This window comes from Vibrio sp. SCSIO 43133 (genome assembly GCF_023716845.1).
Classification (GTDB): Bacteria; Pseudomonadota; Gammaproteobacteria; order Enterobacterales; family Vibrionaceae; genus Vibrio; species Vibrio mediterranei.
Window position 1 is genome coordinate 2,329,491 of sequence record NZ_CP068024.1, and the last position, 25,607, is coordinate 2,355,097.

Annotated in this window: 24 protein-coding genes and 1 pseudogene; 14 read left to right on the forward strand and 11 right to left on the reverse strand. The window is 44.2% G+C overall.

The window, feature by feature from the left end:
• Position 1: 1 nt before the first annotated feature.
• The 4 genes from JKJ11_RS11025 to torE all read right to left on the reverse strand — a co-directional run bounded on the left by JKJ11_RS11025 (position 2) and on the right by torE (position 5,759).
• On the reverse strand, positions 2–1,753 hold the full coding sequence (locus JKJ11_RS11025; RefSeq protein WP_252038174.1) for a glycoside hydrolase family 36 protein: 1,752 nt from the start codon (positions 1,751–1,753) through the stop codon (positions 2–4).
• 117 nt (positions 1,754–1,870) lie between these two features.
• Positions 1,871–4,333 carry a trimethylamine-N-oxide reductase TorA gene (gene torA / locus JKJ11_RS11030; RefSeq protein ID WP_006075128.1) on the reverse strand — a complete coding sequence of 821 codons (2,463 nt, stop codon included), beginning with the start codon at positions 4,331–4,333 and terminating at the stop codon, positions 1,871–1,873.
• A gap of 23 nt (positions 4,334–4,356) precedes the next feature.
• The gene (gene torC / locus JKJ11_RS11035) at positions 4,357–5,538 is read right to left on the reverse strand and encodes a pentaheme c-type cytochrome TorC (RefSeq protein ID WP_006075127.1); all 1,182 of its coding nucleotides are present in this window, start codon (positions 5,536–5,538) and stop codon (positions 4,357–4,359) included.
• A 44-nt stretch (positions 5,539–5,582) separates the two neighbouring features.
• Positions 5,583–5,759, reverse strand: coding sequence for a trimethylamine N-oxide reductase system protein TorE (torE, locus tag JKJ11_RS11040; protein WP_006075126.1), 177 nt, complete (start codon positions 5,757–5,759; stop codon positions 5,583–5,585).
• A gap of 426 nt (positions 5,760–6,185) precedes the next feature.
• Between torE and JKJ11_RS11045 the strand changes: the two genes are divergently transcribed.
• Together JKJ11_RS11045 and JKJ11_RS11050 are read left to right on the forward strand one after the other, a co-directional pair.
• On the forward strand, positions 6,186–6,980 hold the full coding sequence (locus JKJ11_RS11045) for an ABC transporter permease (RefSeq protein WP_124939945.1): 795 nt from the start codon (positions 6,186–6,188) through the stop codon (positions 6,978–6,980).
• A 258-nt stretch (positions 6,981–7,238) separates the two neighbouring features.
• Positions 7,239–7,385: a hypothetical protein gene (locus JKJ11_RS11050; RefSeq protein WP_006075124.1), complete on the forward strand. Its 147-nt coding sequence runs from the start codon at positions 7,239–7,241 to the stop codon at positions 7,383–7,385.
• Positions 7,386–7,446: 61 nt separating this feature from the next.
• On the opposite strand, the gene focA is transcribed toward JKJ11_RS11050, so the two are convergent.
• Both focA and JKJ11_RS11060 read right to left on the reverse strand, forming a co-directional pair.
• Positions 7,447–8,289 (reverse strand): formate transporter FocA, encoded by an 843-nt coding sequence (gene focA / locus JKJ11_RS11055; protein WP_031496119.1) that lies wholly within the window; start codon positions 8,287–8,289, stop codon positions 7,447–7,449.
• A 289-nt stretch (positions 8,290–8,578) separates the two neighbouring features.
• Positions 8,579–9,763 carry a hypothetical protein gene (locus JKJ11_RS11060; protein ID WP_252038175.1) on the reverse strand — a complete coding sequence of 395 codons (1,185 nt, stop codon included), beginning with the start codon at positions 9,761–9,763 and terminating at the stop codon, positions 8,579–8,581.
• A gap of 269 nt (positions 9,764–10,032) precedes the next feature.
• Here JKJ11_RS11060 and JKJ11_RS11065 point away from each other — a divergent pair, with 269 nt between their 5' ends.
• Entirely contained in the window at positions 10,033–10,266 is a 234-nt protein-coding gene (locus JKJ11_RS11065; protein WP_006075120.1) for a TIGR02647 family protein, read from the forward strand.
• A gap of 61 nt (positions 10,267–10,327) precedes the next feature.
• On the opposite strand, the gene JKJ11_RS11070 is transcribed toward JKJ11_RS11065, so the two are convergent.
• A complete protein-coding gene (locus JKJ11_RS11070) occupies positions 10,328–10,744 on the reverse strand; it encodes a PACE efflux transporter (RefSeq protein ID WP_006075119.1) in 417 nt (138 codons plus the stop codon).
• A 97-nt stretch (positions 10,745–10,841) separates the two neighbouring features.
• Between JKJ11_RS11070 and JKJ11_RS11075 the strand changes: the two genes are divergently transcribed.
• Positions 10,842–11,726, forward strand: a complete 885-nt coding sequence (locus JKJ11_RS11075; RefSeq protein ID WP_124939949.1) for a LysR family transcriptional regulator — start codon at positions 10,842–10,844, stop codon at positions 11,724–11,726.
• A gap of 1 nt (position 11,727) precedes the next feature.
• Positions 11,728–12,570, forward strand: a complete 843-nt coding sequence (locus tag JKJ11_RS11080; protein WP_198558033.1) for an NAD-dependent epimerase/dehydratase family protein — start codon at positions 11,728–11,730, stop codon at positions 12,568–12,570.
• 66 nt (positions 12,571–12,636) lie between these two features.
• Here the strand turns inward: JKJ11_RS11080 and JKJ11_RS11085 are convergent, their stop codons facing one another.
• Together JKJ11_RS11085 and cysS are read right to left on the reverse strand one after the other, a co-directional pair.
• Positions 12,637–13,215, reverse strand: coding sequence for a thymidine kinase (locus JKJ11_RS11085; protein WP_006075116.1), 579 nt, complete (start codon positions 13,213–13,215; stop codon positions 12,637–12,639).
• A gap of 59 nt (positions 13,216–13,274) precedes the next feature.
• Positions 13,275–14,657 (reverse strand): cysteine--tRNA ligase, encoded by a 1,383-nt coding sequence (cysS, locus tag JKJ11_RS11090; RefSeq protein ID WP_038225968.1) that lies wholly within the window; start codon positions 14,655–14,657, stop codon positions 13,275–13,277.
• Positions 14,658–14,898: 241 nt separating this feature from the next.
• On the opposite strand from cysS, the gene JKJ11_RS11095 reads away from it, so the two are divergent.
• The 4 genes from JKJ11_RS11095 (at position 14,899) to JKJ11_RS11110 (ending at position 17,988) form a co-directional block, all read left to right on the forward strand.
• On the forward strand, positions 14,899–15,393 hold the full coding sequence (locus JKJ11_RS11095) for a peptidylprolyl isomerase (protein WP_006074416.1): 495 nt from the start codon (positions 14,899–14,901) through the stop codon (positions 15,391–15,393).
• A 37-nt stretch (positions 15,394–15,430) separates the two neighbouring features.
• Positions 15,431–16,156: a UDP-2,3-diacylglucosamine diphosphatase gene (gene lpxH, locus JKJ11_RS11100; RefSeq protein ID WP_252038176.1), complete on the forward strand. Its 726-nt coding sequence runs from the start codon at positions 15,431–15,433 to the stop codon at positions 16,154–16,156.
• A gap of 98 nt (positions 16,157–16,254) precedes the next feature.
• Positions 16,255–17,487, forward strand: a complete 1,233-nt coding sequence (locus JKJ11_RS11105; protein WP_164491465.1) for an EAL and HDOD domain-containing protein — start codon at positions 16,255–16,257, stop codon at positions 17,485–17,487.
• 12 nt (positions 17,488–17,499) lie between these two features.
• Positions 17,500–17,988 carry a YchJ family metal-binding protein gene (locus JKJ11_RS11110; protein WP_236109452.1) on the forward strand — a complete coding sequence of 163 codons (489 nt, stop codon included), beginning with the start codon at positions 17,500–17,502 and terminating at the stop codon, positions 17,986–17,988.
• Between the two features lie 81 nt (positions 17,989–18,069).
• Here JKJ11_RS11110 and JKJ11_RS11115 read toward each other — a convergent pair whose 3' ends face one another.
• Both JKJ11_RS11115 and JKJ11_RS11120 read right to left on the reverse strand, forming a co-directional pair.
• A complete protein-coding gene (locus tag JKJ11_RS11115) occupies positions 18,070–18,270 on the reverse strand; it encodes a DUF4250 domain-containing protein (protein WP_006074412.1) in 201 nt (66 codons plus the stop codon).
• Between the two features lie 77 nt (positions 18,271–18,347).
• The gene (locus JKJ11_RS11120; protein WP_038225976.1) at positions 18,348–19,031 is read right to left on the reverse strand and encodes an HI_1241 family integral membrane domain; all 684 of its coding nucleotides are present in this window, start codon (positions 19,029–19,031) and stop codon (positions 18,348–18,350) included.
• Between the two features lie 152 nt (positions 19,032–19,183).
• Between JKJ11_RS11120 and JKJ11_RS11125 the strand changes: the two are divergent.
• The 5 genes and pseudogenes from JKJ11_RS11125 to JKJ11_RS11145 form a co-directional block, all read left to right on the forward strand.
• Positions 19,184–21,367: pseudogene (locus tag JKJ11_RS11125) on the forward strand (YgiQ family radical SAM protein); the annotation flags it as partial.
• A 200-nt stretch (positions 21,368–21,567) separates the two neighbouring features.
• Positions 21,568–21,900 (forward strand): STAS domain-containing protein, encoded by a 333-nt coding sequence (locus JKJ11_RS11130; protein ID WP_006074409.1) that lies wholly within the window; start codon positions 21,568–21,570, stop codon positions 21,898–21,900.
• A 43-nt stretch (positions 21,901–21,943) separates the two neighbouring features.
• Entirely contained in the window at positions 21,944–22,771 is an 828-nt protein-coding gene (locus tag JKJ11_RS11135; protein WP_006074408.1) for an OmpA family protein, read from the forward strand.
• Complete coding sequence (locus tag JKJ11_RS11140) at positions 22,771–24,873, forward strand: SLBB domain-containing protein (RefSeq protein WP_006074407.1); 2,103 nt, start codon at positions 22,771–22,773, stop codon at positions 24,871–24,873. Before JKJ11_RS11135 ends, JKJ11_RS11140 begins: the two co-directional genes overlap by 1 nt.
• Positions 24,873–25,589 carry a CpsD/CapB family tyrosine-protein kinase gene (locus JKJ11_RS11145; protein ID WP_252038177.1) on the forward strand — a complete coding sequence of 239 codons (717 nt, stop codon included), beginning with the start codon at positions 24,873–24,875 and terminating at the stop codon, positions 25,587–25,589. Before JKJ11_RS11140 ends, JKJ11_RS11145 begins: the two co-directional genes overlap by 1 nt.
• Positions 25,590–25,607 lie beyond the last annotated feature (18 nt).

Consider the following 25,607-nt stretch of genomic DNA (forward strand, 5'->3'; position numbering starts at 1 on the left):
GTCAATTAGTTAAGTGCATGACTGATACGATTGCACGACTGTCTAAGCCTCGATTAACCGGGATAATTTGGATCTGAACCGGTTCTTTATTAAGTTTCTCTCCCGTCCAGTAATCGAACCAGTCACAAGGTAACTCAGCGGTCAGGGTGTACTCCGTTACATCATCGTCATAGTGGAACAAACAATGCACTCTGCGATCTTCTGACAGCTTCAACGTTGCGTGATTCATCGATAGTGATGTAAATGTTGACGCATTGGTCGAGTGTCGCTGGCGTGACACCAAACGTGCGAGCGTTTCCTCAGCAAATGGTGTGAGTTCTGGTAATGGGTCTCCCGATAACAACAACCCGCCACTCGCCAACAAAACATTACGATGGAATTCGTAACTGGCTCTATCGGTGCCTTGATTAGGTAGTGAAGTAAACGTGGCACAATCTGGGTCAATCAACCACAACCTCTGATGTTGCCAACTGCGATAGAACGTCTCCTTGGCAATTTGTTCAAATCGATGTGGATCGCGTTCTACGTCATCAGAAACACGCATTGCATCAACCAACCCAAGTGAAGGCCACATTGGTGCGTTGCAACCCAGAACTAAGGCGTCGCCAGCACCTTCGTTTATTGCTGCCATACCTAGGCGATAAGCTTCAACACCAGTGACACCTTTCTGGTAACGTTGACCTTTTAAGGTTCCCCAGTAGTTGGCATCCAGCTTGAACAGCTCCACACCCCACTCTTCTCTCATGGTTTTAACAACACGAGTTAAGTGCTCTTGAACTTCTGGATGTGACGCATCAAGGATGTACCATGGCGTACAGCGCCAACCGCCATAAGTAATATCCTCCGCCTTAAGCAGTTCACCATTGTCATGCTTTAGAAACCATTCAGGGTGATTTTTAAATACTTCCGATTCCGCTTGAGCGATAAATGGTGCCATCCATATGGCCGGTTTTTTTCCTTTTTCACGAATATTGTTGATCAGTGATTTTACGCCACCTTCAAATTTTTCCGACGGTGTTAACCAGTCTCCCATAAAAGATTGGTAACCGTCATCAAGCAGCACCCACTCCAAGTCAAACATCTTATCAGCCATGATTTCGACGTTTTCAAGCACGTTTTGCTTAGTTACATCGGCATAGTATGCGTACCAAGAACACCAACCGATGGGACTGTCACCTGAGACGCCAATTCTGGTGGGATGATGATTTGAAATGAGGTTAGCGTATTCGTTGTAGACCGACTCTAGGCTATCGCCATGCAAGACCGTTAGCGATTCCAATTGGTTGTTTTCCCAATGCTGCGGAGAGCTTTCCTCACCATCAATCAAGGCCACAATGTCTACGCCATGACCGGTATGTTGCAGTTCAAAATAACCGGCGAAGCGATGACATGAGGTAAAACCAAATAGGTGAAAGCCAGTAGACTGCTCAACAACCAGATAATTGTAGAAACGGCGCGGAGCATCTTCAGGATATATTCGATAACTACTGTTGTTGTCTGGGCATCGGCCTATATCGATAAAGCCATCAAGTTTTCCTGCGGTTTGGCACAGCATTTGGAAACCATCACCAAGAACGTACGCTCCAGATTCGATCTGATTTTCAAACTGCACTAATGCGGTACGGGACGACAAAGGAGAGAAATGAAGACTAACATTTTCAAAATGCAGCTCTTTGCCTTGTTTGGTTACCTTAATTTCAGGATTGATAGCCAATGCATCAAGCTCTTGAGATACAGGGATATATTCGGTCATTGAACCCTCGACCATAAATTAGGAAGTTGCTCAATAAGTATATTGTTAGGTAAAAAAAAACCCATCCTAATGGATGGGTTTTGTGTACTAGTTAAAACTATGGGAGACCAATTGCAATTAAGCTACTTCGATCGGTCCACCGAACGACGTCACTGGCGGCACTTTGCCTGTGAACTTCTCGAAGTTTACAAGACAAGTATTTGCAGATGTCGCCTGTGCCAGCTCAGAAGAAGGAATATCTTGAGTTAGCGTATTTGGATCACCATAGGTATCGATCGCACCGATTTTTTCGTTTAGAGGACCATACCAAGCCCCCTCTTCAATACGAACCACACCAGGTGCATAGCTATCAGTAACCACAGCACCCGCTAGAAGCTGACCACGGTCATTGAATACGCGAACCAAATCACCGTCTTTAATGCCTTTTGCTTTCGCATCTTGAGGGTTGATGTAGATTGGCTCACGCCCCTGTACAGCATAAGTCGCGCGGAATTCTTCAGATTCACACATTTGTGAGTGAAGACGCTTGTCCGGGTGGCACGATTGTAGCCAGTACGGGTGCTTGTCAGAACCAGGACCGCCATGTGAACGCTCAGACTTTTCAAACCACATTGGGTGCTCTTGGCAATATTCGTAACCCATGTTGCCGATGGTGCGGCTAGTAATTTCGATAAAGCCTGAAGGCGTACCCAGTGCATTGATCTCTGGATCTTCACGGAAGTCGGCGTGGCGAACCCAAGGTTTACCAGTACCGAAGTCAAGGAAGCCTTTTTCCCAGAACTCTTCAAACTCTGGCAATTCAAACTTGCCTTTGTTCGCTTCTTTACAGTTGTTATAAAGCGACTTAACCCATTCCATTTCAGACATACCACGAGTGTAATCGTCTGAACGACCCCAACGACGAGTAAGCTCAGTCATGATCTCGAAGTCTGTCTTCGATTGGAATAGCGGGTCGACCAGCTTATGCATCGCGATTAGGCCACGGCCAGAGTATGCACCATAACCATCAATATCGTTACGTTCCCACTGAGTACAAGCAGGTAATACGATATCAGAGAAACGACACGTTGCCGTCCAAGCAAAATCAACAGCGACAACAGTGTGAAGGTTACGGAACGCTTTCTTCATGCGGTTGCGATCTTGATGGTGATGCCAAGGGTTGTTACCACTAAACACCATCATCTTAAGATCTGGTAGCGTCACAACAGAACCGTTTGAATTAATCTTCTTACCTGGCTCCACAAGACTGTCTACCCAACGCGCTACAGGAATAACTCGGCTGTAACCGTTGAAGTCTTGGTTGGTATACTTAGGCTTTTGACCTTGGTCGATATTCAATGGGAATGAACCCGGTGCTGCGAAGCCTGTTGATGGTACGCCAATACCTGAGTAGTGGTGACCGTATGATACACCGCCGCCTGGCAGACCGATTTGACCAATCATTGAGGCAAGTACGGCACCCATCCAGTATGGTTGCTCACCATGTTCTTGGCGTTGTACACACCAACCAAATAGGATTTGAGTGCGCCCTTGAACCAGCATACGTGCAAACTCACGAATCTTGTCCGCAGGAACACCACAGATGTCTGCAGCCCACTCTGGAGTTTTCTCAACCTTGTCTTTGGTCTCACCCTGAACATACTTGATGAAGTCTTCGAAACCTAGGCAATACGTATCGATGAACTTTTTATCATACAAGTCTTCGTTATAAAGAGTGTGAGCCATACCTAGCATGAACGCCACGTCTGTTTGCGGGTTCACATATAGGTGTTCGTTTTCTAGATAGCGTTGAGTCTTGTTTTTAACTGGGTCAACAGAAATAACATTGATCTCTTTCTTCGCTACTTTTTCTTTAAGCTGTTCTAGGTAAGCAAACGACTCATGTGTTTCACAAGTCCAACCTACCTGCAGGTTTTTAACTGGATCGTTAGCCCAAAGAATAATGTTGTCACTATTCTCAAGGATCAGTTCCCAAGACGTACCCTGTGCGTAAACTTCTGTAGAGCCAAGCACGTAAGGTAGGATTGTCTGACCTGCACCAGTTGAGTAATCACCCACTTTCTTAACAGAATAGCCGTGTAGGCCCATGGCACGCATCATGTGGTTAGTACAGCTGTGGAACTGACCTGTTTGACGCCAACCTGTTTGACCTGTGTGCAGTGCCCATGGACCGTAATCTTTCTGTACACGTTCTAGTTCACGGTAGAACAGGTCAAGTGCCTCATCCCACGTCACACGTACAAAACGGTTGTTACCACGAGTTTCAGCAGCATATTTGTGCTTCTTCAACCAATCAAGGCGAACCATTGGGTAACGCACACGTGATGGGCTGTAAATAATACCCTTAATGCCGTTAAGCATGTCAGTTGGGTATTTATCAAGTTCTAACGGTTTAATTTCTTGAACTTTTCCGCCCCATACACGGGCGCGAAACGCGCCCCAGTGAGAACCAGATGTCTTCCAAGTACCATCAGTTTCCGCTGCACTTGCAGACGCCGAAGCCAGCAAACTTGGTCCAATCAGTGCTGCTGCACTTGAGCCAGCTGCGCCTTTAAGGAAGCTTCTTCTTGTAATTGCCATTTTATTACTCCAATTGACGTCTATTAGTGGTGACCTTCAGAATAATCTGAAGAGTGCTTCTGTAGATACTTAAGAACAAGCGCTTCTGTATCTGTGTCGAAGTTCACGAATGCGATCATACCGTCTAGCATACCTACCCAACCGTTAGCACTGAAGTGCGCAACATCCGGTTGTGTGTGACATGTAGAACAGTTGGTTTGATACGCTTCACCAGCTGCATCCCAAATTGGATTGAAGTCAGACACCATAGAACCTTGTTTCATCCAAAGATCCACAGCAACTTTCTCCCAAGGAAGACCCGTTAACTCATCTTCTTTCTTCTCGCCGACATGAACGTCACTGCTCTGAGATACTTCACGAGTTAGAATCGCGGTAGAAATGTTCTTACCAAAGTCTTCTTGAATAACGCGACCGAAGCCTTTCGCCTTACGCCAGCCATCAATTTCAACTTTAATCATGTCACCTTTCACATCTAGGATTTCAACTTTACTTGCAGGGCTTAGTAGACCCGCTTCAGTTGTACCCGTTTCGTCTGTATAAAGAGGTAAGTGACGAATGGACACCACTTCACCGCCTTTAGAGTAAGACGTGCTATTTGCAACTTGCTCTAGGTCACCCACAATACCGCTTGCTTTAGCCATATCTTTAGGCAAGTTGTGCGCAATACCTTTGTGACAGTCAACGCAGCTTTGGTCACGTTCAGCCGCTGATTTCATTTGGATACGAGCCGTTGGAGACATTTGCTCAAAGTCCATTGACTCATAGTTGTGACAGTTTTTACATTCTAAAGATTTGTTGGCAGAGAAACGATCCCACTCGTGACGAGCGAGCTCGAAACGACGCGCTTCGAATTTCTCTGGTGTATCTAGATCGCCAAATACTTGCGCGAATACTTCTTTAGAAGCCTGCATCTTACGTGCAATTTTGTCCGTCCAGTTATGAGGAACGTGACAGTCTGGACAAGTAGCACGAACACCAGAGTGGTTTTTCCAGTGAACGGTTTCTTGCAGCTCTACGTAAACGTTGTCACGCATTGTGTGACAACTAATACAGAATTCTTCTGTGTTTGTTGCTTCTAGCGCAGTGTTAAAACCACCCCAGAAAATAACACCTGCGATAAAACCACCAGCAGTCAACACACCCAAGCTGATGTGAACTGCTGGGCGACTGATAGTACGCCAAAGTTTGATTAAAAAGGATTTCATGACTAACTCTCTTGAATATCGTAAATGAATAAAGGGCTATGGAATTAGCCGTGTACACCAGGAGGACCAAATACGAAGATTTGAAGCATCCAAACGATAAATCCGTAACCACCTACGATAGCTACACTCAAAAGAGGGAAGAAGACGGCACAGATGAAGAAAAATGATTTCCACTCCATACCATGCTTTTCAGCACTCTCAACTTTGTTAACATCACTCATACATTTGCCTATTTTGTATCGTGTATAGTTTGCGAATTGCACTAGTTTGCAACTCAATTATTTAATATCTCTATTGGAAAATGCTAAACCATACTAACCGTGTGGTTCAATCAATTCCGACCATTCATACCTTATTAATCAACCGTTTTTTGAGTTCATCCAGAGTTGTATTTAATTAAAAATCGATGTGTAATTTTGTTAACAGTTATGAAAAAATAATATCGTTATAAGTATGTAAAACACATTACAACTTTGCAACTTCAACCCTTTAGAGTAAGCTCGGAAATTCGATTTTTGACGTGATATTTTTAGATTTAAACAACACATTTGTTAATGAAATGTATCTTTTCTCATTTAAAAATAGGTGGTTAAGCATTCAGTTTGCGGTAGAATTTAGCCTCTCAAACACCACTAAATAGGGTCAATATGCAGCAAGTCGTCGATATAAGTTGGTGGCAAATACTCTTGTTTTCACTCACTCTGCTGATCCCGTTTTCTATCAATAGCTACTACAAAATCAACATTGGACGCGATGCCATTGTCGGTTTGGTGAGAATGACGGTACAGCTGGCATTAGTCGGCCTCTACCTTGAATACTTGTTTTATTTAAATAGTTTAGTCATCAATCTTATATGGTTAGCGGTGATGATAGTGGTAGGCTCAAACGCTATCGTTAATAAAGCAAAGCTGCCTAAATATCCATTAATGGGCTTCGTCAGCATTGGTCTAGTAGTCGGTCTATTTCCTATTGTCGGATTACTGTGCATTGCCATCATCCAACCAGAACCATTTTACAGTGCTCAATACGTCATTCCTTTGGCGGGTATGCTGTTAGGAAACAGCCTAAGTGGCAATATCGTCGCGTTACAAAACTTTTTTGGCTCTCTAGAAAACCGATGGAGCGAATATGAAGCCTCTATCGCGTTAGGAGCACCGATTCCTCTAGCGACCCTGCCTTTTATTAAGGTCGCACTCCAGAAGTCCTTAGCTCCTATTTTAGCGACTATGGCGACAACCGGGTTAGTCTCTCTCCCTGGCATGATGACTGGTCAAATTTTAGGCGGTGCTAGCCCGCTGATAGCGATCAAATATCAGCTTGTCATTATGATTGCGATTTTTGTAATGATGACGATCTCAATAACCATCAGTCTTAACTTAGTAGTACGCCGAAGTTTCAACGAAGCCGGCAAGCCGAAAATTCGATTTATTGATCCTCAATAGATCTTCAACTTTCATTGTTACTCACCAAATTTAAACCAAGTTATCCACAGCTTATGTGGATAACCAAGCTATTGAGTTTAGTATAATTATTGGTTATCACTACTACATATGGTGTGCTGATCATACTGGATCAGATTTCTTCATCTTATTGTCATACCTTCTGGTTATTTTGTGTTCTAAACAGTCACTCCTACTATATAGAAACACACACGGGCAGTGGCTTAACGCAGTTCGTATTATCGAGAGAGGAAGGAACCCATGCCGAATAACATGGATTTTGAAGACGGTATAGATAACGAGGCTAAAAACTGGCTCATTCACGAACCTGAAGAGCTTAAGGACATAATGGCTGACATTCCCTTTTTTATGGAAGGCAGCAGTACCAAAAGAGTGGTTATATCTTAAAGCCATTTAGACCGACACAAAAAAAGCGCCAAAAGGCGCTTTTCTACAATGAGTCCGTTATTTAATCTCTTAGGTAGATCAACCAGTAAAGCATACCGACGAAAACACCACCGCCGATAATGTTGCCCAGTGTTACCGGAATTAAATTGTTGACGACAAACGTAGCAACATTCAAATCTGCAAAGTCGGAAGGATTTGCGCCAATCATTTGCCAAAACTCTGGTGACGCAAAGTTCTTAATACCGATCGCCATTGGTACTTGAAATAAGTTCGCAATACAGTGCTCAAAGCCCGCAGAGACAAACATCGCCACTGGCAAAACCATCACAATGATTTTGTCAGTTAAGGTTCTACCACTGAATGTCATCCAGACAGCTACGCACACCAGTACGTTACACATAATACCAAGTGCAACCGCTTGCCAGAAACCATGATGCAGTTTGTGCTGAGCGATATGCATTGTGTTCAGTCCCACCTGCCCTGCATCAAACATATATTGTTTTGCTGTAAGCATGATTCCAACAAGAAGTAGCGCCCCTAGCATATTGCCAAAATAAACAACGAACCAGTTCTTGAACAATGAACGCCATGTAATCTTGCCACTGGCACGAGCAACTAACGTCAGTACCGAACTGGTAAAGAGTTCTCCACCAGTGATAATGACCAGTACTAAACCTAAACTGAACGCCAGTCCACCAAGAAAGCGAGTGATACCCCAAGGGAGATCACCAGCACCCGTTGTAATGGTTGTATAAAATATAAATGCGATACCTATGTGCAGACCTGCAGTAATCGCCAAAAGAAAAGACTTCATTGGGTCTTTTGTTGCTTTACCTACACCGGCCTCGGCCGCACGTTCTGCCATTTGTGGTGGCAGTAAGGCATCAAACTGATTCATTTCCATTTTGCTCTATACATATTTGGTTACATGTCAACTGGGCGCGGATAATCGCTCCAATCAATAGATAAAGCAAGATCTATTTATCACTTTAATCGCGTTTTTCTTGACAGGTGGAAAATGAATCCGCATTAAGGTTTATGTGACAAGGATCACTCGTCGATTTTCAAAAATAAGTGTTTATATTTCACTATTGAAAATGTTGAACTTGAATATCGGTAATAAAGATAACTGATAAAAAAACGCCGCATGAAGCGGCGTTGGTTTGAAAGATGCGAGACTTTAAAACAAGCCATTAAGATTTGTCTGATTTCTCTTGAAGTGCGGACACCAATTTCTTCAAAGCTTCAATGTCTGCCTGATTCTGCTCGGCTCGGTCTAGTGCTACTTGAGTATCCTCTGAATGTCCTTCGGTATTTTGCTCTTGTAACAGAGCTATTTGCTGTTTCAGTAGTTGATTTTCTTTCTGTAGCGCTTCAGAACGATCCGCCTTCCTCAATTGCTCAACATCATGAGCAATACGTTCAGACTGTGCTGTAAGAGATTGATCTCGATAATCGTTACCCTTTGCCACCGAAGATATCTTGTGCAAACGTGATTCAGCCTCTAGCACCATGGGTTCAAATTGAGATTTCTCGACATTAATCAACTTGTTTACTTCAGCGACAACCGCCTCGAGACGTCGGAACTGAAAGTTGATCTGATCGACTTGATGTTCTATCTCGGAAAAACTTCGTGGTGACTTGGCAACATACTTCGCCAATTCAGCGGTCCCCTGCTCTACATAGCCATAGCTCACTGGTGCCAATGTATTGTATTTTAACCGACTTAGATCTGACAGTCGCTGCTCCAATGGCTTGACGTACATGGCATCAATAACGCGAACTTCAAGTGCCACAGCGTTATTGAGGAATGTCTCTTGATAGCTTTCAGCATGCTCAGTTTCAGATACGACTAGATACTCAAACAAGCGCTGATAATCACGATTTAAATTGTTCATCGCATGTCTGAAATACTTGCCTGCTTCTATTTTATTAAGGTAGGCCATTTGACTCATCGCAGGTGCGAGCAAGACATCCGCTTGCTTTTTGAGTCCTTGAATTGCCTTATAATTATACTCCACAGAATTAATGCGATCTCGGAAACCAACCGCATACGTCTCACTAGAAAAGACGGAATGCTTCGCATCGACTTGCGTCGGGTCTTTACGCATTTCTATGAATAGATCATGCGCACTTTTCCAAGATGACATCATATCGCGGTAGTTTTCTGGCGCATAAATTCGAAGTGCATCCGCACCTTCCAATTTCTTCGACCATACGGCATAGGTGCCTGAAATCTCGCTAAATACCCTACTTCTTGTTTGACGAACCTCTTCCGGCGTCAAATTGGCATGGGACTCATTAGCCGTTGGGGTACTCGCACACGATGCAAGCCCCAAAACACACATTAATACAACAGCCAAATTGCGTGTAGACATCTACTCTCCTAATAACCTGGTTTCATCATATGAACCAAGAAAAATCGTCCTATCGAATCGACAGGCCATAACCTACGAACTATATTCAAATTACTCACTAAAATACATCACATAGAGCCCTAAGTGATTATATTTCATCCACTTAATAACAAAAATTTACCGTTTTCCTTTAGAAGGCGGCGCAAGCTAACACTTTATTAACTGTGTGATTGTCAACTCATTCAATCCCCACTATGTTGAGTGGAGAATCTCAACCAAGAGGCAAATCTATGAAATTCACTCCAACGCATCTTTCTGAAATGAACCTGTTATTGCAATTTGACTTAAGCAGTGCGGCAACAGGCATCAAGGTCCATCACGATGCAAGTAAAGAGATGCAAGAAGCAGTCCAAAGATTATTTGACAAAGGACTATGTACCCTACCTGACGGTGGCTACCTAACGGATGAGGGAATTGAAGTGGCAGAACACGCAGATAGAGTTCTTCGTGTCTTAACGTCTTAGCGCCAACGTGAAATGTCTCTAGCAGCGGCACCTCATTGCCGCTGCAATATACTCCTACCTTTTAGGCTACAAAAAGTCGACGATAGGGTTGCCATCTGTCATACACCCAGTTAAATCCCGTCGTATAAAAGAAAAAGAACACTAGGAAACCAGCCTCAATAATCAAGGCTGTCAGTAGTGAAACCTGCAAGAACCATGCTATGGCCGGTATGGTCATGACAATCAACCCTGCTTCAAATCCTACTGCATGACCGATACGCAAAAGCAAGGAACGCTTGCTCCTCTCACCAGGAATGTATCTATCAAACAATACATTATAGAGATAGTTCCATACTACGGTGAATAAGCTCATACCGACACCTACAACCATTAGTTCCATTGATTTACTACTTGTAGCTATAGATGCAATAGGAATTATGATAGCTAATGCTAACGCCTCAAACAGAACGGCATGAAACATTCTTTCTTTATTATTCATGAAGTTACCTTGTAAATATGAAACATCGTTTACCAATAAAGTAATTATCCGTTATGCTTTAGAAAGACGGAAACGAGATAACATCAGGAAACCTGATATGTTTAGTATCGAACAATTAGAAGCATTTATTACTACGGTTGAAACCGGTTCTTTTTCCGCTGCAGCACGAAAGCTTGGCAAGGTCCAATCTGCTGTTAGTCAGAACATCATGAATCTTGAGATCGATTGTGGTGTTGATGTTTTTGACCGAAGCGGTCGTTATCCAGTTCTTACCGATGCTGGTAATAAACTACTTCCCTATGCTCGCGCAGCAATTACCCAACACCAGCGACTTGCGGATTTAGTCGACACATTAGGACATGATGAGATACAACCTATCGTTTTAGCAGTAGATGAAGGTATTCCACTGGAAAGAATCACTCCAATACTCAAAACACTCTCGGAAGAGTTCCCCTCTCTACAATTGGAATGTTTGCTTGCCTCCAGTGTCGATATTATAGAAATGGTTCAATCAGGCAGAGCAACCTCAGGTTTAGTCTATGGAGAGCACGTTATCCCCTTCTCATTAGACTTTGAACATGTTGGGGATTTCGAGTTCGACATTTTTGTGTCTTCAGAGCACCCGCTCGCTAAAACTATCACTCCCCACCTTGAAATGTTGAGTTTGCACCGACAGCTTGTCGTCAGCTCGAGAAGTTCTCAAAAGAGTAGCTTTCATCAAGTGCTTAGTCCTGATGTTTGGTACTCTGATAGCTACGCTATGATTATAGAATGGTGCCTTGCAGGATTTGGGTGGACCTATGCTCCTTCTTATATGGCAAAAGAAGCGCTTGCTCAAGGTAAGTTAGTGCAGGTTCCGATAGAATTTGAAAAGATATCCGCAATCACTAACATCGATCTAATCCAACACTCAAGTAAGAGTAAAGATGCCGGTCATAAGCGACTGCGAGAATTACTTCGACACCGTTTCGAGGATGTATAACATGACAGAAAAGCAAATACTCGTCGTAGGGGCAGGTTGGCTTGGCCTACCGCTGGCCCATGCTTTGCAAAGCCGAGGCTATAAGGTTATAGCAACAAGAACCAGCGTTGAAGGCGTAGCTGAAATCTCCCAAGCTGGCGTGGATAGCCTCTGCTTGGATCTGAATGCTATCCGTTCAGAAGAAGAGGAGCTGACACTAACAGATCAACTCATCAAGAAGCAGATAAATGTGATTATTGGCTGCTTTCCTCCAGGCTTTAGGCAAGGAGGCGGTGCGCTTTACGCTTCTCAATGGGCGCAGCTTGTTCAAGTGGCAAAACGAATTGGTGTGGAAAAGATCATCATGATTAGCTCTAGCTCTGTTTATCCAGAACGAGCCGAAATCATGACTGAAGATATGGCTAGGCTACCGATAGCAAAAGGCAGAGAAGACTTTAGCGCTAAGTCTATTATTATGCTCACTGCAGAAGAACACGTTAGAAACTCAACTTTAGATTATGTCATCGTGCGTTGCAGTGGTTTGTTTGGTCCAAATCGTCATCCATCTCGATTTGCCTCGAAACTCAAGACTGTGAGTGATCAAGCATCCGCAAATATGCTGCACCTTGACGACGCTGTTGGCGCAATTATTTTTTGTTTAGAACATGTGGATGCGAGCGTGGTAAACGCCACCACACCAGAGACCTGCGACAAAGTGACCTTTTATCGTGCTGCCTTGCGTTCGGTAGGTTTAGATACCTCGTTGAATTTAGTGAACTCAGAGCCAGACAAAACCATCTCTAGTGAAAAACTGCAAGGTCTGGGTTATCACTTCAAATTCCATCATACGCTTGATGCGCTATAGATTACTGAATAGTCCACTACTAAAAAAGGAAGCATTATGCTTCCTTTTTTACTTTCATTATGTGCTTTACTTGCCCAGCGCTTCTTTATAATGCTGACGGCAAACTGAGACATATTTATCATTACCACCAATCGCTACTTGGTCACCTTCTGCGATAGCTTTACCGTCTTCATCGGTTCGGATTACCATATTGGCTTTACGACCACAGTGGCAAATTGTCTTTAGCTCGACTAATTTATCCGCCCACGCCAGTAGGTGTTTACTGCCTTCAAATAACTCACCCAAGAAGTCTGTTCTCAAACCGTAGCAAAGAACTGGAATATTCAGCTTATCAACCACTTCTGTAAGTTGATAAACTTGTTCCTTTGACAAGAACTGACATTCATCAATGAGGATACAGTGTCGTTTAGTCTCGGCATTCAGCGTTGCGATTTCATCAAACAAATTGGAGTCTGGCTGGAAAAGCTGCGCTTCGGACTGAAGCCCAATACGTGAGCTAACCTTACCAATGCCATAGCGATCATCAAGTGCGGCAGTGAAGATTAGAGGATTCATTCCTCGCTCTTGGTAATTGAAAGAAGACTGAAGGAGAGTTGTCGACTTACCCGCATTCATTGCTGAGTAATAGAAGTACATCTGAGCCAAAGTGATACACCAAATTCAAAACTTAAAAAGAAGCCCTTGCATGCAAGGGCTACGAGAAATTACTTACGACGCCACGTCGTGCCTTCAGGACCATCTTCTAGAACAATGCCCATTTCCGTTAGCTTGTCGCGTGCCATGTCAGCATTCGCCCAATCTTTAGATGCACGAGAATCGTTACGTAGCTTAATCAAAGCTTCAATTTCAGCCACCTCATCGTTATCGCCTGCATCACCTTTCAAGAAAGCTTCTGGATCCTGATGAAGGATACCGATAACATCAGCCAATTCACGCATTAGCGCACCAAGTTGGCTCGCCTGACCTAAATCCACCGTTTTCAGACGGTTGATTTCACGTGCCATATCAAATAGCACTGAGTACGCTTCAGGTGTGTTGAAATCATCGTTCATGGCTGCGGTAAAGCGAGTCACGTACTCTTCGCCACCCGTTGGTTCTGCATCTAAATCCAAACCACGAAGTGAAGTGTATAGACGCTCAAGTGCTGAACGAGCTTGATTTAAGTTGTCTTCACTGTAGTTCAGTTGACTACGGTAGTGACCTGACATTAAGAAATAGCGAACCGTTTCTGGATCGTAATGATCCAATACATCGCGAATCGTAAAGAAGTTGCCAAGAGACTTAGACATTTTCTCTTTATCAACCATCACCATACCGCTGTGCATCCAAGTGTTCACATATTGAGTGTCGTGTGCGCAGCAAGATTGAGCAATTTCATTCTCATGGTGTGGGAATTGAAGGTCTGAACCACCGCCATGAATGTCAAAATGATTACCTAGAATCGATGAGTTCATTGCCGAGCATTCAATGTGCCAACCTGGGCGTCCAGGTCCCCATGGCGACTCCCACGTAGGTTCACCTGGCTTAGACATCTTCCAAAGTACGAAATCCAGTGGGCTACGCTTCGCACTCTCAACATCTACACGAGCACCTGCTTGAAGCTGGTCAAGATCTTGCTTTGAAAGCTTACCGTATTCATCGAACTTCGATACTTCAAACATAACGTCACCGTTATCGGCAACGTAAGCAAAGCCGCGTTCGATCAGTTTTTCAACCAGCTCAATGATTTCCGCAATGAATTCAGTAGCGCGAGGCTCCACATCTGGACGCTTCATATTTAACGCATCAAAGTCCGCGTGCATTTCACCGATAAGGCGTTCAGTCAACGACTCGCACGATTCACCATTTTCGTTAGCACGTTTGATAATTTTATCATCGATATCCGTGATATTACGCACGAATTTCAAATCGTAACCAACGTAACGAAGGTAACGTGAAACCACATCGAAAGATACAAAAGTACGACCATGGCCGATATGACAGAGATCGTAAATAGTGACCCCACAGACATACATGCCGACTTTGCCCGCATGGATAGGTTTGAATTCCTCTTTTTGTCTCGTCAGTGTGTTGTATATTTTTAACATGATCTCTATCTGGATTATTACGTTTAAAAAGTAACGGCGATTATAACCATAATCCTTGTCATAATGGAGTCATTAAGCGAATAAATCTTGCATTTTGCGTGAAGAATGAGCTAACTCCAATCGAGTCAGCATAAAAACGAGCTCAATAATGCCAGATAACCGGATTTCGACGTTTGCTTGTGACAGCAGTTAGGCTAGAATCGTTGTCTCTAACATAAAAAACACAGAATAGGTATTCATCATGATCACCCTTCATACTAATTTCGGCGACGTTAAGATTCAGCTAAATGAAGAAAAAGCACCAGAAACGAGTGCTAACTTTGCTCAGTACTGCCGCGATGGTTTTTACGACAACACACTATTTCACCGTGTTATCGATGGTTTCATGATCCAAGGTGGCGGCATGACGTCTGGCCTTAAAGAAAAGGCAACTCGCGCGCCAATTAAAAACGAAGCTAATAATGGCCTGAGCAACAAAGTAGGCACTTTAGCAATGGCTCGTACAATGGAACCGCATTCTGCTAGTTCTCAATTCTTTATCAACGTAAACGACAACACTTTCTTAGACTTCCGCTCAGAAAGCCTAGATGGTTGGGGTTACTGTGTATTTGGTGAAGTTGTTGAAGGCATGGACATCGTCAACAAGATCAAAGGCGTGAGCACAGGTTCTATGGGTATGCACCAAGACGTACCACTAGAAGAAGTCATCATCACCGGTACTACGATTCACGAATAATCGTTCGAGGGAGGGCATTGCCCTCCCTAACTCAACTATGACTACACTATTTATTTCCGACCTTCATCTTTCTCCCTCTCAGCCCCAAATAACGGATTGTTTCGTTAAGTTTATGCGCGAAGAAGCAGTTCACGCAGAAGCACTCTATGTGTTAGGCGATCTGTTTGAATTTTGGATTGGCGATGATGACCCCTCTGATTTTGCTCAAGCGATCAAAGCCGAATTCACAACTCTCACTCAATCAGGTGTCTCCTGCTATTTCATCCAGGGAAATCGTGATTTTTTGCTTAACAGACGATTTTGCAAAGAAACAGGGATAAAACTACTCGATGAACATAGCGTGATCGATCTTTATGGTCGCAAAACCGTGATCCTTCACGGCGATACGTTATGCACTGAAGATCACAAGTATCAAGCATTCAGAGCCAAGGTTCATATGCCTTGGCTGCAGTGGATATTTAATCGGCTTCCATTCTTTACAAGACAGCATATCGTAAATAAAATCCAAGGCGATATTCGTGATGTAAAGGCGCAAAAATCGCTCGATATCATGGATGTCACTCAATCAGAAGTGGAAACACTGATGAAACAATGCGGAACCGACTTGATGATTCATGGTCATACACACCGACCTAATATTCACCAATTCGAGGTTGATAATAAGCCTTACACACGCATCGTACTTGGTGACTGGTACCAACAAGGATCTGTTTTGGTTTGTACACCAGAGTCGCAACATTTAGAAGTACGCCGTTTTGCTTAAAGCATGAGCCAAACCGCAGAAAATTCGACATATAATTAGTCAAGGACTGCAATAAAACGTTAAGATAGTCCAACGTTTTTGAGATCACGATGCAAAATTTGAAATACTCCTACATTGCTCGGCAACCTATTTTAAATAGCGAACAGAAGACTGTTGGCTATGAGTTGCTATTTAGAGACGGGCCGAACAATACCTTTCCAGATATCGATCCAGAACTGGCGACAAACCGTCTCCTTTCTGAGCACTTCCTTGCAACTCACTATAGTACTATTGGTGATAAGCTAGGTTTTGTTAACTTTCCGTACCAGAGTTTAGTGAATTTGGTCCCTACTCTATTCCCTAAAGATAACTTGGTGATCGAAATCTTAGAGAGTTGCGAGCCCACTGCGGAACTCCTCGCCGCGATAAAGAAGATGTCGAAAGCAGGCTATACCATTGCACTTGATGACTTTGTGCCACGTAAAGAATGGCTACCATTCTTGCCGTATACTTCGATTATCAAGATCGACATTCGCCAATATTCTTTGTCGAAAGCTGAGACTTTGATCGAGCGCCTCAAGGATCAAAACATCGTGTTTCTTGCGGAAAAGGTTGAAACCTATGAAGAGTTTGAACTCGCAAAGCAAGTTGGTTTCACCCAGTTTCAGGGCTACTTTTTTAGCCGTCCTCAGCTGATAAGAAGAAAACAGATCAAACCTTCCTTTTTGACTGTAGTTCAGCTTTGTAAAGAGATTTCAAACCCAAATATCAATTACGATGAGCTTGAGCGACTTATCTCTCTAGATGTCACGCTTTCATATAAGCTGCTCACATTTGTTAACGCCTCTTACCTGATACGAGCAGAGATAAAGTCATTTAAACAAGCTCTGGTCTATCTCGGCGAAGATCGCCTGAGAAAGTTCATTTCGTTAGTCGCAATCACTTCAACGCAAGACGATAAGCCTGACAGCTTATATAGCTTATCGATTCAGCGCGCCCGTTTTTGTGAATTATTGCTTAATGATATGAACACCAACTTGGATGATGGATTGGGTTTTCTGACTGGCATGTTCTCATTACTTGACTCGTTATTCGATCAACCTCTAGAAGAGTTGGTTCAAAAGATGCCAATTGATAATCTGGTTAAAAGTGCCCTTGTGACCAAACAAGGCACACTTGGAAAACTCTTAACCTTGGTGAAAGCTTATGAAGCGGCAGACTGGACGACGGTGATTGCCTGCAGAGATAAACTTGCTCTTAATGACGAGATGTTAGCTAAGTATTACGATGAAGCCATCAAATGGACCGAAGATCTATTAGCGATCGAAACGGAATATCACACCCACGCTTAACTTGGATTTTTTATGACATCATGCTATTGCGGTAACGATGCACCGTTTGAGTCGTGCTGCCTACCAATACACCAAGACGTTCGCAAGGCGAACAAGCCTGAACAGCTTATGCGCGCTCGGTTTAGTGCTCATAAGACCAAAAATGTCGACTTTGTTGTCGCCACCTATCACCCTAGCTGCGATGCCGAAGCCGAACGCAGTTCAATCGCTGATTCAATTAATAGCAATTGGACCAAGCTCAAGGTTACTGGTACTGAGAGCGGAACGAATGAGCATGAAGGTTTCGTGTCTTTTGAAGCTTATCTTGAAGAGGACGGCTTTGAATATTGTCTTACCGAACGATCTCGCTTCCTTTTTGAAGACGATCAATGGTATTACATCGATGGCGAGTTAGACGATTCTATTCCGCCTCGCCCACTCACCACGCAAGCGCTCAAGGTCGGCAGAAACGATCCATGCGTGTGTGGTAGCGGCAAGAAATACAAAAAGTGCTGCGGATAGGGGATCATAAGGGAAAGCGAATCAACTCACTTTCCCTTATTTCATACATTGGATTCGCTACGACTGAGCGCTGAACTGGAGTTAGCGTTCATACGCTTTAAACTGATTGGTTAAAGGATCATATTGATAACCCAGCATATCTAGCTTGCCAACGACCCCTTCTACATCCATTTCGTACATGCTAACAAGCTCTTCGAACGAATCACATTCTAAGCGAAGCTTTTCATTAACGATGCCCAATAAGATAATGCTATCAAAACGGCTCACGTTACTTAAATCCATAATCGTACTCCATAAAAAAAGCTAGCCTTTAAAGACTAGCCTTATTTAGTAAAATAGAAAGTGACCTAAGTGGCAGATTACGCCAGCCAATAGAGTTGCAACAACCCGACGTTAGTAACCATTAAACTAAGAAAAGCGATCGTCAATTGACCTTTGGTTGGCGTGCTATGACGAATGATGTGCCAACTCCAGATAACTATTCCGACCACCAGCATCACCAATGAACTAACCACAGCAGACGTGTATTGAGTCACGATTTCTGGTTCCCACTGGTAAGCATTTACGACAAAGCTCACCGCAAGAAGCATTGAAAAGATCACCCCAGAGACAGGCAAAATACGATGAAACGCCTGTAAGCGGGTTCTCGCGATAGTCAAAAGCAGGTGAGCAAAAGCCGTACCTAGCAGTAGGCCAGAACAGACTAGAGAAAGAGACTGAGCTAAATTTGGCTGTTGAGCAACAATGATACCCGCAAACGCAATACTGAAACCATTGGCTAAATGCACTACCCAAAAAGGGCCTTTCTCTCGCGTTTTGCCAGTTTTAACTTGGGAATAGAAGTAAAACACCGCGAATACCACAAGAAACGCCTCAACTTTTAATGATGCGATTGCTAACCACAAAATTCCGATAGCTGGAAACAACTTGTGGATACGTCCGCGTTGACCAGGGCAAATATCACCTTTTGCCAGTATTAGGGTCAGGATAAGCAGAGCTACCGTTAAAGCAGGCGCTAGAAGGGTTAAAACAGCGGTAATCATGGTTTGACATTCAAAGTGGTAATTGATGGCGCTGATAATATATCAGGTAACCCTCGAATGCTATTCACATTGAAAAACCACAATTTCTTTGGGCTTTGAAGTCATCAACGTAGGGGTATATAATGCCCGCCTCCAAAACTAGAGGTTAAAATATGTACAACGACGTTTCCCCAATCCATGAGCATAAAAAATACTGGGCCGAGTGCTTCGGTGTGGCTCGTTTTCTGCCAACTAGCAGAAAAGAAATGGATGCCCTTGGTTGGGACAGCTGCGACATCATCATTGTTACTGGTGATGCCTACGTCGATCACCCTAGTTTTGGCATGGCGATCATCGGACGCTTATTAGAAGCGCAGGGCTTTCGCGTTGGCATTATTGCCCAACCAGATTGGAGCAACAAAAATGACTTCATGAAGCTTGGTCAACCGAATCTGTTTTTCGGTATTACTGCAGGTAACATGGACTCGATGATAAACCGCTATACTGCCGATCGTAAGCTACGTCACGATGACGCGTACACGCCGAATAACGAAGGTGGAAAAAGACCCGATCGTGCAACACTTGTTTACTCTCAGCGTTGTCGTGAAGCTTACAAAGAGACCCCCATTGTATTGGGTGGTATAGAAGCGAGTTTGCGCCGAATTGCGCACTATGATTATTGGTCTGATAAAGTTCGCCGCTCTGTGTTATTTGATGCTAAAGCGGATATTTTGCTATTTGGTAATGCCGAGCGTGCCTTAGTTGAGGTCGCACACCGTCTTGCTGATGGAGAAACTGTTAGCAACATGACCAATATTCGCGGGACTGCTGTTAATCTTCCTGCAGAACCAGAAAACTACACGATTATTGATTCTTCTCGCATTGAAAAGCCGGGTAAAGCGTTCGTGCCTCAAAACCCGTACGAAGTAGAATCAAATTGCGATACACAAAAGAAAGAGCCTGAAGCTAAGCCAATTACGATTCGCCCTTCTCGTCATGATGCAAAAACAACGGCAGTGAGACTGCCACCGTACGAGAAGCTTAACAACGACCGTATTTTGTACGCGCACGCCAGTCGTGTCATGCATCTGGAAACAAACCCTTATTCGGGGCGTGCTTTGATTCAAAAGCACGGTAATCGTGAGCTTTGGGTAAACCAAGCACCAATCCCACTTTCTACCGAAGAGATGGATTACGTATTCGGTCTACCTTATGCACGTGTACCACATCCTATGTACGGTAAGGCCAAGATTCCTGCCTATGACATGATCAAGACTTCTGTGAACATCATGCGTGGCTGTTTTGGTGGCTGCTCATTCTGTTCGATTACTGAGCATGAAGGCCGCATTATTCAAAACCGTTCGCAAGACTCAATTCTTAACGAACTTGAAGAGATTCGCGATAAAGTTCCAGGCTTCACGGGTACGATTTCTGATCTAGGTGGTCCAACAGCTAACATGTATCGTCTTGGCTGTTCAGATCCAAAAGCAGAAGCCAACTGTCGTCGTCCTTCTTGCGTCTTCCCTGGCATCTGTAACAAGCTCAATACTGACCACAAACACACTATTGACCTTTATCGTGCAGCTCGCAAAGTTAAAGGGGTCAAAAAGGTGATGATTGCATCGGGTGTTCGCTACGACTTGGCAATAGAATCACCGGAATATGTGAAAGAGCTTGTTACGCATCACGTCGGTGGTTATTTGAAGATTGCTCCTGAGCATACCGAGAAGAATCCGCTCGACTTAATGATGAAACCGGGTATGGGAACTTACGACCGCTTCAAGGAGATGTTCCAAAAGTACAGTGAAGAGGCTGGTAAAAAACAATACCTCATTCCTTACTTTATCTCTGCGCACCCTGGCACTGAAGATGAAGATATGTTGAACCTCGCGTTGTGGTTGAAAAAGAACAACTACGAATGTGATCAGGTTCAGAACTTCTATCCATCACCGATGTGTAATGCCACATCAATGTATTACTCAGAGACCAACCCACTCAAGCGTGTGAAGTATAAAAAACGTGAGGATGTGCCTGTTGCTAAAGGAGATCGTCAACGTCGGTTGCATAAAGCGCTGTTACGTTATCATGACCCAGCAAACTGGCCTTTGCTCCGAGAAGCATTAACGAGCATGGGCAAGCAGTACTTGATCGGTGACAAACCGGGCTGTTTAGTCCCTGCAGAAGATCTTGATGCTAAGACGCCAGCCCAACGAAGAAAGTCAGGTCGACACGGTGCAAACAGATTCGCGACCAAACATACTAAAGGTCAACCAGATATCAGAACTGACAGCCAAAGAAACTCAGGTAAAGGTTCGAAACCTAAGAAAAAGTCTGGGCAACCATCTGGCAATGGAAAACCATCCAGAAGCCCTAAACGACGACCTCGTTAAGCCTAACGTCAATATAAAAAAGCGCCTCTCAATTTGAGAAGCGCTTTTTTTATTTTGCGACAGACCCTATTGCATGCAAATAAGTCATTGAATTATTTATATTTATAAGTTTGGCACAGTCCGTGCTCTATTACTCGAAACACACTCCCCTTGATAAGGACAGCAAGATGGAACTACTAAGAGCAGAGACCAACAACCACACTTTGAAACTAGAACTGTATGGTGATTTTGATGCTCGAGGAAGCCGTGAAGCACAGCCTCAAATCGATGACATTATCCACAATGATTGGCACCAAGAGATAGAGGTTGACCTAAGTCAAGTCCGCTTTATGGATTCTTCAGGCATCGGTGCTATTGTTTATCTATATAAGCGTCTAGTTGAACGCGAACGCAAAATGCGATTAGAGAACGTAACGGGACAACCGCTACAAATCATACAGTTGCTTCGAATTGGTCAGGCAATTCCTGTGAACACGCATGCGAGTAACGAATACCTGTAACACATAATTATACTAATTTGTTGGCAGAATAGGTGGTAACTACATGGACGTAAAAACGGGTGTAAAGCTATGCATTACCTGTCTCTCGGCATATCTCCTTTTAGCTTGTACAAGCTACCCAGATGAGGGAACAGGTGGTATTGCCGAGAACTATGCAGGTTCTGATTTTTCACCAGTGATGCCAGATGAACCCTTGGGACCTGAGCACGGTTTGCGATTTGACTGGAAGCTAGCCGCGCTGCACCTAGATTCCTTGATTGAAGAAGGAGCACAATGGTGCTTCCCCGCTGCCGTTCTTCAGGCACAAGAAAAACAAAATCGCATCGCAAGAGAGTTAGAGGGCGGCCTATGGATTGACGCTGCTAACGACATCGTCATTCAACGTAAAAAGCTCAATGATTTGGAGTTGCGTCTCGACTACGTATTGAATGAGGCGACATGTGCGCCCCCTCTCAAAGGCAAGGATTTTGATGATCTAATGCAAGTGGTTAAGCGTGTCTACCAACTTCTTAATGTCGATAACCAGTTCGCGTACAACTCTGTCGAAGTTAATCCCAAATACATGGGTCATCTCGCGGAAGCAGCAAACATCCTTAAGCAACATCCTACCATTCGCCTTTCTGTTACCGGACACGCCGATGCTACCGGAGGTACCGAATACAATGAAAAGATTGCGAAAGGACGTGCGCAGCAAGTTAAGCGTTACCTAACTATATTTGGCCTAGCTCCTGGTCGTATCGAAACACACTCACTTGGTGAAGAACTGCCTCTCTACGAGGGTGACAGCCCGGGAGTTCGACTTACCAACCGAAGAGTCAGCATTGAAGTCATCGCGGATAAAAATAGCAATGCCACTCAAGGAGCGTTGTGATGAACCAAGCTAAAGTAATAGTACTACTATGCGTAACTGTTCTCTTCGCCTTATTTGCACCACTTTCCCTAGCTAACGAGAAGCAGGTACAAGTCGGCGACCTCATTCAAGTCGATTTGCCTGGCGAATCGAGCTTAAATAGGGGATTTCAGGTTGATAAACGTGGTCGAATTACACTACCAGAAGTAGGCCCTGTATTCGTTGCCGGCTATAACGAAGAACAGCTCACCACGGCGGTAAAGGGTGCGCTTGATAAAGTTTTTCGTGACACCTCAAACGTCCAAGTTTATGTCGCAGAACGGCAAATTCTAATTTCAGTGCAAGGCTATGTTGCCTCACCAGGAGAATATACGCTTCCCTACAACTCAAATGTCCAAATGGCATTGCACGCCGCTGGCGGACTGCGCTCCGGAGCCCAGTTAAACAAAATGTTGCTAAAACGAGGTGCAGATAGACAGGAATTCGACTACAAGCGATTCCTTGATACTGGTGATGACAAAAACCTCCCAGCCCTGCAATCTTTGGACACCTTATTTGTACCAGCTTCCCCATTAGTCGGTAATATTGAACAAGAGTTTGACCCGGCTAAACTTGCTGATTCGGGTGATAGTGCCGACTCACGCCAAGCCATTAAAGTATTTGGTGAAGTGAATGCACCTGGCTCCTTCTCCTATAAATCGAATAGCGACCTAGTAGACGTGCTGATGCGAGCAGGCGGCGTTACGCGTTATGCGAGCGTGGAGCAAATTCGAGTAATCAGCAATAACACCCCTACACTATTCAACTTAAAACGCTATTTAGACAGTGGTGATGTTTCCTTGTTACCTCCTCTGCAAGCCGGAGCGACGATTTTTGTACCCAAACAAGAAGAGGAAATTAAATCCGGCTCCAATACCGTGTATGTCATGGGTGAAGTAGCCGCTCCCGGTGCTTTTGAAGGTAAAAAAGGCGCGACCTTTATGGATATCCTTGCCAATGCCGGAGGCCCAACACGATTTGCAGAGTCTAGACAGATTCGCGTAATAAAGTCCGATGGCCGAGTAGTCCCTTTTGATATGACGGCGTACACCGAAGGTCTAAAAGGCAGTCAAGCACCAAAAATAGAGCCTGGTGACGCTATCTTTGTACCAGAGAAAACCGATATCAACGAGAAATCGTGGCTTAAAGTATCCCCAGACCGAGCAGTCAACGTAATCGGTGAAGTAGTTCGACCTGGCCGAATTGAATGGTCAGATGAAATGGATCTGATGGACTTACTGGCGCATGTTGGAGGTCCAAGCGGCCGCGCAGACACCTCAAAAATCGAAGTCGCTAACGGCAATAAAATGGTGGTGTTTGATCTTGATGCCTTCATAAAACGAGGGGCTCCTCAATCAGAGCTGCCTTACATTTCAGCTGGCGCTATTGTCCGTGTTCATGATTTACCACAAGATCCATCAGATAACAAAGCTCAGTGGGTAAGACAAAGCTCCGATGCCTCCATCTACGTGTTTGGCCAAGTCAATGCTCCGGGCCGTTATCGATTCACGGACGATATGCATTTTCTTGATATTTTATCTGCGGCAGACGGACCAACTAAAGACGCGGACATTCACAACATTCGCGTGACTCACCGAGACAAGCCTTATTCGAAAGTAAGCAAGCTCAATCTCTCGCTTTACTTTGAGACCGGTGATGAGTCCATTATTCCACTGGTTAAGCGCGGAGATACGATTTATGTCCCAGAGAAAAACCGTAACTGGTTAGATACGCCTAAAGAGAAAACCATTCGCATATTAGGTGCTGTCAATAACCCCGGACGATACGTGTTTAACGACAATATGACAATTCTTGACGTTTTAGCAGAGGCAGGAGGACCAAGTGATAGAGCTTATGTAGAGAAGATTAGCGTCGTTAACATGTCTTGCTGCCAAGGACAAGCAAGAACCTTTGATCTGGTGGAGTTCAGTAAAACTGCTGATATCAAAATGTTACCCGTGATTCGCGCAGGCGATACTATTTATATCCCGGACCGCCGTAATAGCTTTGCAGAACAAGCTCGACTGGGCTTAACCGATATCTTCAGGATCGTCTCGACGATCGCTGTAATAGGAGCGCTATAATGTCTATTCCCGCGACTCATGCTGAAATTGAAGAGCTTTATCTCAATGCAGAATTGAAGCAATGCCGCTCAATCAGTATTACAGCCTGCAACAGCCAAGAAGGCACCTCTTCGATAGCGCAAGCTTTGACTGAGCGCTACCTTCTTGCTGGTCATAAAACACTGTTGGTCGACCTCAATCTATACCACCCAAGTCTGATGAGCATAGAACTGTCTGATGTTCCCTCTCTTTCATCAGAACTCACGCCGAAGAACAGCCACTGGGTGCAAGATAAACACTCCCCAAAAGTGTTTCTTGGGGTATCCGCACCTAGCGACCCACGAACTCGTTTGTTGTATAAGGACCCAACCAACTTAAGGCAACAAGTTGCAGAATGGCTAACTCAATATGATCGAGTGGTTATTGATACGTCACCTATCCTCAACGTTAATCAAAACAACATCCCAGCGCACTGTGTCGCTAACGCATGTGATGGTACTTATTTGGTTGTGCTAAGCGGGGTCACGCTCACCAACCAAGTAGCCGATGCAGTTCAGGCATTACAAGAAGGTACCCACACCCACTTATTGGGAACCGTACTTAACTACCGGGATCAACCTTCACTAGCAAGTGAGATTTGCCGCGAGATTGATCGTCTGGGTTGGTTACCTTCCAAAATAACATCGTGGGCTAAGAAGAAAGTGGTCAGCAATAGATTCCTGTCGTTGCCTATTTGACACTCTTTTGCGCAAATT

Bases quoted from the DNA above. Each gene is read 5' to 3' on its own strand.
- JKJ11_RS11025 (WP_252038174.1), bottom strand. From the start codon at position 1,753: ATGACCGAATATATCCCTGTATCTCAAGAGCTTGATGCATTGGCTATC.
- torA (WP_006075128.1), bottom strand. From the start codon at position 4,333: ATGGCAATTACAAGAAGAAGCTTCCTTAAAGGCGCAGCTGGCTCAAGT.
- torC (WP_006075127.1), bottom strand. From the start codon at position 5,538: ATGAAATCCTTTTTAATCAAACTTTGGCGTACTATCAGTCGCCCAGCA.
- torE (WP_006075126.1), bottom strand. From the start codon at position 5,759: ATGAGTGATGTTAACAAAGTTGAGAGTGCTGAAAAGCATGGTATGGAG.
- JKJ11_RS11045 (WP_124939945.1), top strand. From the start codon at position 6,186: ATGCAGCAAGTCGTCGATATAAGTTGGTGGCAAATACTCTTGTTTTCA.
- JKJ11_RS11050 (WP_006075124.1), top strand. From the start codon at position 7,239: ATGCCGAATAACATGGATTTTGAAGACGGTATAGATAACGAGGCTAAA.
- focA (WP_031496119.1), bottom strand. From the start codon at position 8,289: ATGGAAATGAATCAGTTTGATGCCTTACTGCCACCACAAATGGCAGAA.
- JKJ11_RS11060 (WP_252038175.1), bottom strand. From the start codon at position 9,763: ATGTCTACACGCAATTTGGCTGTTGTATTAATGTGTGTTTTGGGGCTT.
- JKJ11_RS11065 (WP_006075120.1), top strand. From the start codon at position 10,033: ATGAAATTCACTCCAACGCATCTTTCTGAAATGAACCTGTTATTGCAA.
- JKJ11_RS11070 (WP_006075119.1), bottom strand. From the start codon at position 10,744: ATGAATAATAAAGAAAGAATGTTTCATGCCGTTCTGTTTGAGGCGTTA.
- JKJ11_RS11075 (WP_124939949.1), top strand. From the start codon at position 10,842: ATGTTTAGTATCGAACAATTAGAAGCATTTATTACTACGGTTGAAACC.
- JKJ11_RS11080 (WP_198558033.1), top strand. From the start codon at position 11,728: ATGACAGAAAAGCAAATACTCGTCGTAGGGGCAGGTTGGCTTGGCCTA.
- cysS (WP_038225968.1), bottom strand. From the start codon at position 14,657: ATGTTAAAAATATACAACACACTGACGAGACAAAAAGAGGAATTCAAA.
- JKJ11_RS11095 (WP_006074416.1), top strand. From the start codon at position 14,899: ATGATCACCCTTCATACTAATTTCGGCGACGTTAAGATTCAGCTAAAT.
- lpxH (WP_252038176.1), top strand. From the start codon at position 15,431: ATGACTACACTATTTATTTCCGACCTTCATCTTTCTCCCTCTCAGCCC.
- JKJ11_RS11110 (WP_236109452.1), top strand. From the start codon at position 17,500: ATGACATCATGCTATTGCGGTAACGATGCACCGTTTGAGTCGTGCTGC.
- JKJ11_RS11115 (WP_006074412.1), bottom strand. From the start codon at position 18,270: ATGGATTTAAGTAACGTGAGCCGTTTTGATAGCATTATCTTATTGGGC.
- JKJ11_RS11120 (WP_038225976.1), bottom strand. From the start codon at position 19,031: ATGATTACCGCTGTTTTAACCCTTCTAGCGCCTGCTTTAACGGTAGCT.
- JKJ11_RS11130 (WP_006074409.1), top strand. From the start codon at position 21,568: ATGGAACTACTAAGAGCAGAGACCAACAACCACACTTTGAAACTAGAA.
- JKJ11_RS11135 (WP_006074408.1), top strand. From the start codon at position 21,944: ATGGACGTAAAAACGGGTGTAAAGCTATGCATTACCTGTCTCTCGGCA.
- JKJ11_RS11140 (WP_006074407.1), top strand. From the start codon at position 22,771: ATGAACCAAGCTAAAGTAATAGTACTACTATGCGTAACTGTTCTCTTC.
- JKJ11_RS11145 (WP_252038177.1), top strand. From the start codon at position 24,873: ATGTCTATTCCCGCGACTCATGCTGAAATTGAAGAGCTTTATCTCAAT.